This window comes from Nesterenkonia flava, from assembly GCF_031432335.1.
GTDB lineage: Bacteria > Actinomycetota > Actinomycetes > Actinomycetales > Micrococcaceae > Nesterenkonia > Nesterenkonia flava.
Genome location: NZ_JAVKGT010000010.1, coordinates 77934 through 84959 on the forward strand (window position 1 = coordinate 77934; position 7026 = coordinate 84959).

Sequence of the window (7026 nt, forward strand, 5' to 3'; positions counted from 1 at the left end):
AGCCTATCGAAGCGGGCTGAGCCGCCTGGGGCGGCGCGGTGGCCTGATGGTCAGGCTCCCGCTTACATAGGGGTTGTCCTGTAGTGCGGCGGCGCCAGTTTCAGTCCGCGTAGGAGGCCGGCTGGCAGACTCCAAATACGTGCCACCTCACGGAATACGTCCTAGCGTGGGGGTGCCGTCGTGCCACGCGGAATGAGGTTCGCCGGCAGGCGGACGTCCTGCTGGTTCGCTGTAATGTGGCGAATTTGGGCCAGGAGGCGAGTAGCGGCGGTGGCCCCCAGCGCATGGCGAGGCTGGTCCAGCACACTGATTGCAGGGCTGACCAGGGTGGTCCACTCTTGGTCGTCGAAGCCGATGAAGGAAAAGGTCTCCGGAATGGGAACCCCCGCCTCAACGATGGCCTTGTAAGCGCCGGCGGTCAATACCGCATCGGTGCAGAACAGGGCGGAGAAGTCTTGGCCGGACTCAATGAGTCGACGAACGGCCTTTTGCGCGGATCGCCACGTGTATTCGGCGTGAACCACAAGGTCATGTTCTAGAGGGAGACCGTGTTTGCCCAGCGCGTTGCGGTAGCCCAGGAGGCGTTGTGCAGATGGCCGGAGTGCCCCGGTGTCAATCCCTGGTGGAAACCCGCTGACGCCTTGAGAGTCGTAGACTGCTTCGGTGACGATGGCGATACGTTTGTGCCCCAGCTCGATGAGCGATTCGGTGGCCAGTTCGGAGGCGCCTACGTGATCCAGTGAGACCAGCGGGACGTCCGCCAGAGCGGGCATGCGGCGGTCCAGGAGGACTACGGGGATTTCATCGTTCACGAGTCGGGAGATTGCGTCGGGCTCGTCTTGGAAGACCGGAGCGATGACAAACCCATCCACCCGTTTCTCGGTGAGCAGTTCGATGCTTCGGGTCTCGACGTCTGGGTCGTTGTCTGTGTTAGCGACCAGCACCTCGAAGCCAGCGGAACGGGCCGCGTCCGTAAGTCCCCGGAGCGCAGCCGAGAAGAATGGATTGGCGACATCTGGGAGGACTGCGGCGATGGTTTTGCTGGAGCCTGAGACCATTGCTTTGGCAAGCGCATTCGGCCGATACCCGAGGCGTTTAGCCGCTTCATGGACAGCCTTTTGTGTCTTGGGGCTGCTGGACCCACGTCCGGCAAGCACCCTGGCCGCACTGGACTTGGAGACTCCGGCTTCACGCGCGACGTCGTTTATGGTGACTGACTGACTGCGTGGCGCCACGTGTAAGCCCCTCCTGTGGATGTCATGCCCTTCGGCATAGCTCATTGTAGACGCGCCCCTCATGGAGGCGAGCGGGGCGGATGGGTTGTGTTATGCCAGCGTTACGAAAGGGCTACATGTGTGTTGCGACACAAAAATCTGTTGACACCGTTCCCAACAATGCGCAACACTGTTCGTACCCGAGGTTTGGGAGCGTTCCCAGAAAGTCTGGGCATCCCGTGGCATCCAGTCGACGAACCGTAGAGGCGGTGTCTGGATGCTGCACCGTTGATGAGGAGACGAATTATGCAGAATCACTCCACCACTGGCAATGGGGCCAGCCTGCGTTACGGGGTGCTGGCTCTGTCAGCGGCACTCGTGCTCAGCGCGTGCGGTAGTAATGCAGAGGGTGGTGACGGGGACGGCCAGGGTGGCGGTACCTTGACCTTCGGTCTTGATAGCGACGTGCCTAGTCTCGTTACCCCTCAGAACCAGGGCAGCGCCTCGATGATGCTCAACAGCGTCCTCCACCGGGGGCTCGTCATGTATGACGAGAGTGGCGAAATTGTCCCTGCCCTGGCTGAAGAGTTTGAGGACGAGGACTTTCAGACCTACACTTTCCACCTTCGAGAAGGCCTGACTTTCCACGACGGCACCGACCTCACCAGTGAGGACGTCAAGGCCACCTTGGAGCACCTTGCGGACCCGGACACAGTGGCCAAGCTCTATCCGGTCACCCAAGGCATCGAATCTATCGAAACTCCCGACGAGCGCACAGTCATTGTTCACCTGGAGGAACCCGACGCGGCGTTCCTCTCCTACCTGGCTGACGTTTCAGGGGCGATTCTGCCCAGCGAAACCATCGGGAACGACGGGCCCACTTACGTGGGGGCGGGGCCCTTCCAATACGTCAGCTATGAGGAGGGATCCGCGTTCGTTGTCCAGCGGTTCGAGGACTACTACGAGGACGAACAACCTCACTTCGATGAGATCGAGTTTCAGGTGCTCCCAGACCAGGCTGCCCGTGACAATGCCCTATTGACGGGCAGCGCCGACATGATCTCGTTCGTTGGCTGGACGAACTACGCCCAGGTGGAAGCCAACGATGGGCTGGTCCTCGACGAGACTATGGGTCCCTTCATGTACCTGCAGTTCAACGTCGAGTCGGACAGTCCCTTCAGCGACCCTCGGGTCCGTCAGGCCGTGGCTTACGCGGTGGACCGTGAGGCTGTAGTTGACTCGGCGTTAGGTGGTGAAGGTGCACCAATGTACGGGATGCCCATGCCAGAGGACAGCGAGTTCTACAACCCGGACCTGGACAAGTGGTACGAGCAGGATTTGGACCGAGCTCGCGAGCTTCTAGCGGAAGCCGGCTACCCGGATGGCTTCACGGCCCGAATGCTCTCCTCATCCCAGTATGACTTCCACCAGAACACTGCGCTTTCCGTGCAGAACGACCTTGAGCAGATCGGGATCGAGCTCGAGATGAACTTGCCCGACTGGCCCACTCGGCTTGACCTGGGCGCGGAAGGTGAATATGACATCGCCGTGTACGGCACCGTGGGTACCACCAACGACCCGGCATGGATGGATCAGATGCTGACGCCGGCAGGAGCTCAGAACGCGCCCTATGGTTATGACGACGAGACCGTCAACGATCTGCTCGACAAGGGTCGCCGGGCTAGTGACCTTGCGGAGAGGCAAGAGGTCTATAACGAGCTGGGCGAGTACATCCTAGAAGAGGCGCCGGTGATCGGCCTGGCCTGGCGTTCCCAGGCTTACGGTTACTCGACCGAGATTGAAGGCTTCGCCCACATCCCCGGCTTCCTGACCTTCACCTCTGGGTACACCCTGGATCAGGCTCACTTCACCGAGGAGTGAGCAGCCAGAGAGTCCATTCCTGTGGGGCCGGCACAGTGTGCTGGCCCCACAGACACGTACTGACGAGTAAGGAGCTCACATGCTCGCCATGATCGGCAAGCGTCTCGCAGTGGGGTTGGTCCTGCTCTGGGTCGTCGCCACAGTGGTGTTTTTGGCGCTGCACATGGTGCCCGGCGACCCCGCCCGGATCATCCTCACTGGGACCGGTGCCACGCCTACCGAGGAAGCCATCCAAAACTTGCGCGAGCAGTTGGGCCTCCACCTGCCTCTCTGGGAGCAGTACACCCGTTTCTTGGGACAACTTCTCACCGGTTCTTTGGGGGAGTCGCTGCGCAGCGGGACGCCGGTTACAGAACTAGTCGGTCAACGGCTACCTCGCACGTTGCAGTTGGTATTCGCTACCACCCTAGTCTCGGTGCTTTTTGGAGTGCTCTTTGGAGCCCTAGCGGGACGGCGGGGCGGTTGGATCGACCGGGTGCTGATGGTCGTGACCTCCTTTAGCGTGGCGATCCCTGCTTATGTGGCAGCCGTGGTGCTGGTGTACTTCGTCGGTGTTCAAATGCAGTGGTTGCCCTCCGGCGGTTACGTTCCTTTCAGCGACGATCCGGTGGGCCATATCCAGACCCTCATCATGCCCACCATCTCGCTCTCTTTGGCCTTCACCGCTGTCGTGGCCCGTATGACGCGTACCGCGGTTCTTTCAGTCGGTGAACAAGACTGGGTGCGCACCGGGCGTTCCGTGGGCCTGAAGGAGTCGCGGGTCTTCTCCCGGCATGTCCTGCGGAACTCCCTTACCTCGGTAGTCACCGTCTCCGGTCTGCAGATGGGCGCACTCCTGGGAGGAACCGTGATCGTCGAACGCGTGTTCAGCTGGCCGGGTCTCTCTGACCTCCTGATCAATGGTGTGACTACCCGGGACTATCCAGTGGTCCAGGGCACCGTTCTAGTGATTGCCGCGTTGTTTGTGCTTCTCAACATTGTCGTAGACATTCTCTACGGCTTCATAGACCCGAGGGGGAGGGACTGATGAACCGACTGGCCGCTTTCCTCCGCGAGCTGAAGTCTCCCGGTAATTTCCTTGCAGCGCTCTTCTTAGCGCTTCTCGTCGCTGGTGCCTTGCTGGCCCCGTGGTTGGCTCCGCACAGCCCCGTTGCACACAGCAATGAGCGTCTCATCTCTCCTGGAGCAGACCATCTGCTCGGTACCGATCAGTTTGGACGGGACATATTCTCCCGTCTGATCACTGGAGCTCGGGTGGACCTGCTCGTATCCTTCGGCGCTGCTGCTCTGGCGGCCGTGCTCGGTGTCGTCATCGGGCTCATCGGCGGGACGACCAAGGGGTTTCCCCGAATGCTCGCAATGCGTGGTATCGAAGTGATCCTGGCCTTCCCTCCGATCGTCTTTGCTCTACTGGTGGTCACGCTGTTCGGGCCGGGATCGCTGACTCTCATCCTGACAATGGGCATTCTGTTCGCGCCGCAGTTCGCCCGCGTCGTTTACGGCGAGGTGCTGACCATCAGCAACTTGGAGTACGTGCAGGCCAGCCGGGTGATGGGCAGTTCCTCACTGCGTGTGCTCTTCCTGGTCATCCTGCCTGGAGCCTTGCCGCCTGTCCTGGTCCAACTTTCCATGACGGTGGCAACCTCCATGCTCCTGTCCTCGGGGCTGAGTTACCTAGGACTGGGCGTGGTGCCCCCTACCCCGTCGTGGGGCGGAATGATCGCCGAGGGCCAGGCCATCATGATGACATCCCCTGGTCTGCTCTTCTTCAGCAGTGCGGCCGTCGTTGCCACCGTCCTGTGTTTCTCTGTCCTGGCCGATGCACTGGAGAAGTCTTTGGACCCACGGCGTTCACGCAAGCGAGGGGCTGTCCGACAGGCTCCCAAGGCTACGGTGGCCTAGGGATGACAGGAATGAACGGGATAAGGCTCGGAGCGCACAGCCAGATGTTCGTCCATGACATCGCAGAGGATCCTGGGTTGGTGTTCGATGAGGTGGCCCGGTGCGGTCTCCATGCTGTGGAAGTTCATGTGGCCGACCCCGGAAACTTTCCGGAGCAAGAGGTGCTTGAGGCCGCAGATCGGACTGGCCTGCAGGTGGTCCTTGGCACTGCCCTGGCGGCTGACGCTTCGACCATCAGCGACGACCCTGAAATCAGAAGTCGCGGGATAGCGCATCTCGAAAGGTGCATTCGTCTTGCATCGAGACTCGGGGCTTCGACTATCGCCGGAGGAATCCACTCCGCTAACGGAGTCTTTGCCGGTCGGGGGCGAACCACCGAAGAGTGGGAGAGATCTGTGCAGGCACTCCAGCAGGTGGCCCCCTTGGCTGAGGAGTACGGCATCACCCTTACCCTCGAGCCGGTGAGCCGCTACTCAGGGTATTTCCTCAACTCTGCCGAGGACGCCGTCCAGCTGGCTGATGCGGTGGGCTCGACCCATATTGCAGTCCAGTTGGACACCTTTCATATGAACATCGAAGAGGCAGACCCCGCCGAGGCTATTCGCCTGGTGGGAGAGCGACTTAAGCACGTACACGTGGTGGAGGGTAATCGAGGGGTCCCTGGAACCGGCCAGGTGCCCTGGCGTTCAGTCTTCGCCGCTCTTCGGGACATCGATTACTCAGGATTGCTGGTATACGAACACTTCCCTGTGACCTTGCCAACTATGGCAACCAGAACACACACATGGCGCTCCCTCGCTAGCAGTCAAGATGTCTGTGTCTATGGCACCGAGAACTTGCGCCGAGCGGCCCGCGAGGCGGGATTTCTTGAGGAGGATAAGTGAAAATGCAGACCCAGACAGTTCCACCGGTTCTCGAAGTGCGCAACCTTAGTGTCGGATTCAACAATGATGACGACACCACCTGGGTTACTCGTGAAGTGTCCTTTGCTGTCGAGCCCGGGAAGACCTTGGCGATTGTGGGAGAGTCTGGCTCTGGCAAGTCAGTCACCTCTATGGCGGTGTTAGACCTGCTGCCCTCCAACGCGGTGCGCGAAGGCGAAGCGTTGTTGCGTGGGGAGGACCTCGTCAGTGCCTCCAAGGAGCGCCTGCGAGCAGTCCGGGGCAACGACGTTGCGATGATTTTTCAGGAACCGATGACGGCGCTGAATCCGGTCTTCACCATTGGGCGGCAGATCGTCGATGCACTGCAGGCTCACGAGAAAGTCCCCTCCGCGCAGGCGAGAGCGCGGGCCGTGGAGCTCTTGAAACTGGTAGGAATCCCGGAACCGGAGCGTCGGATCAAGAGCTTCCCCCATCAGCTTTCCGGTGGGCAGCGGCAGAGGGCAATGATTGCCATAGCGATCTCCAAGAACCCGTCGGTGCTCATTGCAGATGAACCTACTACGGCGCTCGATGTCACAGTGCAGGCAGAGATTCTTGCTCTGCTTCGCCGTCTCCAGACTGAGATGGATATGGCCATCGTGCTGATCACGCATGACATGGGAGTCGTCGCCGATATGGCCGATGACGTCATAGTCATGCGACATGGCGAAATCGTCGAGCGCGCCGAGGTGCGTAGTCTCTTCGCTTCGCCGGAGCATGAATACACCCGTGCCCTGCTTGCAGCGGTCCCGCGCATTGAGTCCATCATCGACCCCGAACCGACTCCCGTGCCTCACCAGGAGGATGCCGGGACCACCGCGGCCCTCGACATCCAAGCCCTGCATGTGCGCTATCCCGGACGCTGGGGTCGTCCCGGGTTCCAGGCGGTCAAGGACGTTAGCCTGACCATCCCGCAAGGCCAGATCCTAGGGTTGGTAGGTGAGTCTGGGTCGGGCAAGAGCACTATTGGCAAAGCAGTGGTGGGATTGGCTCCCGTGGAGTCCGGCTCGATTAGGATCAACGGCATCGCCGTCGGGGCCAGGGGCAAAGCGGCTCATCGCAGATGAGGGTGTAGCAAGGGTCTGAATCCTCCGGTGTCGAGCAGG

The 7026-nt window shown here is 60.7% G+C and carries 6 protein-coding genes; 5 read left to right on the forward strand and 1 reads right to left on the reverse strand.

The features are described from left to right. Nucleotides 1–161 precede the first annotated feature (161 nt). Nucleotides 162–1235: a LacI family DNA-binding transcriptional regulator gene (locus RH857_RS05495; protein ID WP_310536967.1), complete on the reverse strand. Its 1074-nt coding sequence runs from the start codon at nucleotides 1233–1235 to the stop codon at nucleotides 162–164. 285 nt (nucleotides 1236–1520) lie between these two features. Between RH857_RS05495 and RH857_RS05500 the strand changes: the two genes are divergently transcribed. The 5 genes from RH857_RS05500 (at nucleotide 1521) to RH857_RS05520 (ending at nucleotide 6987) form a co-directional block, all read left to right on the forward strand. After that, nucleotides 1521–3095: an ABC transporter substrate-binding protein gene (locus RH857_RS05500; protein ID WP_310536968.1), complete on the forward strand. Its 1575-nt coding sequence runs from the start codon at nucleotides 1521–1523 to the stop codon at nucleotides 3093–3095. Nucleotides 3096–3174: 79 nt separating this feature from the next. Then, a complete protein-coding gene (locus RH857_RS05505; protein WP_310536969.1) occupies nucleotides 3175–4122 on the forward strand; it encodes an ABC transporter permease in 948 nt (315 codons plus the stop codon). Continuing rightward, nucleotides 4122–4997: an ABC transporter permease gene (locus tag RH857_RS05510; protein ID WP_310536970.1), complete on the forward strand. Its 876-nt coding sequence runs from the start codon at nucleotides 4122–4124 to the stop codon at nucleotides 4995–4997. The genes RH857_RS05505 and RH857_RS05510 overlap by 1 nt, the downstream gene beginning before the upstream one ends. 11 nt (nucleotides 4998–5008) lie before the next feature. Continuing rightward, the gene (locus RH857_RS05515) at nucleotides 5009–5881 is read left to right on the forward strand and encodes a sugar phosphate isomerase/epimerase family protein (protein WP_310536971.1); all 873 of its coding nucleotides are present in this window, start codon (nucleotides 5009–5011) and stop codon (nucleotides 5879–5881) included. A 2-nt stretch (nucleotides 5882–5883) separates the two neighbouring features. Then, complete coding sequence (locus RH857_RS05520; protein ID WP_310536972.1) at nucleotides 5884–6987, forward strand: ATP-binding cassette domain-containing protein; 1104 nt, start codon at nucleotides 5884–5886, stop codon at nucleotides 6985–6987. Nucleotides 6988–7026 lie beyond the last annotated feature (39 nt).

Coding starts and splice junctions, on each gene's coding strand:
- RH857_RS05500 (WP_310536968.1), top strand. CDS start 1,521: ATGCAGAATCACTCCACCACTGGCAATGGGGCCAGCCTGCGTTACGGG.
- RH857_RS05505 (WP_310536969.1), top strand. CDS start 3,175: ATGCTCGCCATGATCGGCAAGCGTCTCGCAGTGGGGTTGGTCCTGCTC.
- RH857_RS05510 (WP_310536970.1), top strand. CDS start 4,122: ATGAACCGACTGGCCGCTTTCCTCCGCGAGCTGAAGTCTCCCGGTAAT.
- RH857_RS05515 (WP_310536971.1), top strand. CDS start 5,009: ATGAACGGGATAAGGCTCGGAGCGCACAGCCAGATGTTCGTCCATGAC.
- RH857_RS05520 (WP_310536972.1), top strand. CDS start 5,884: ATGCAGACCCAGACAGTTCCACCGGTTCTCGAAGTGCGCAACCTTAGT.